Genomic DNA, 771 nt, shown 5'->3' on the forward strand with positions numbered 1-771 from the left:
GCCATGCGCTGGGCGCGGTGCTGGCCATGGGGCTGGGCGCGCTCGCCGCGTTCATGACCGGGGACGGATTCCGGCCGGGGGACGCGTGGCGGGCGGACGCGTCCGCGCGGGAGCTGGAGGCGCGCATCGCGTACCCGGCCGCGGACCGCTACCTCCCCTTCGTTCCCGTCCGGACGGGGGCGGGGGGCACCGCGGCGCTCGCGACCGAACCGCCGGTGCCCTTGCGGACCCTGGCGGCGCTGGAGGAGCGGGGGGACCTGCACGGCATCGCGGCGGCCTACCTGGTGCGTGGCGAGTTGCGTCAGGCGTCGGACTTCCTGTCGCGCAGCGCCCCCTCGCTGGACCGGGACAGCGACCGGGCCGTGGTGGCGATGGCGGCGGGGGACTGGCGGCGCGCCCTGGACCTGCTCGAAGGCGTGCTGCGTCAGGCACCGGACCATCCCCAGGCCCTGTGGAACCGGGCGCTGGTGCTCCGGGCCATGGGGCTCCCGCTCCAGGCGGCGGAGGCCTTCGAGGCCGTGGCCCGCCGGGGGGAGCCGGGGTGGAGCGAAGAGGCCGGAATCCGGGCCCTGGCGCTCCGGCAGGGGGGGGCCTTCTTGAAATGATGAGGCGCGACCCAAGGATTCTGGCGGTCGGCGTCTAATTATCGAGGCGCGGCGTGGCGACGGCGGCGGCGGGTGGACGGCAAGACACCGCACCGGGGGGACGCAATGTACCGCATCGATGCGTGGAGCCAGGGGGACGGCGCGCTGTGGGCGCCCGGTTCCAACG

General features: G+C 75.7%; 1 protein-coding gene. It reads left to right on the plus strand.

The window, feature by feature from the left end:
- The coding region (locus D7V80_RS41110) for a tetratricopeptide repeat protein (protein WP_147447410.1) at positions 1-605 on the plus strand (605 nt) is incomplete at its 5' end.
- Positions 606-771: the final 166 nt, after the last annotated feature.

This window comes from Corallococcus sp. CA054B, assembly GCF_003611625.1.
Taxonomy (GTDB): Bacteria; Myxococcota; Myxococcia; order Myxococcales; family Myxococcaceae; genus Corallococcus; species Corallococcus coralloides.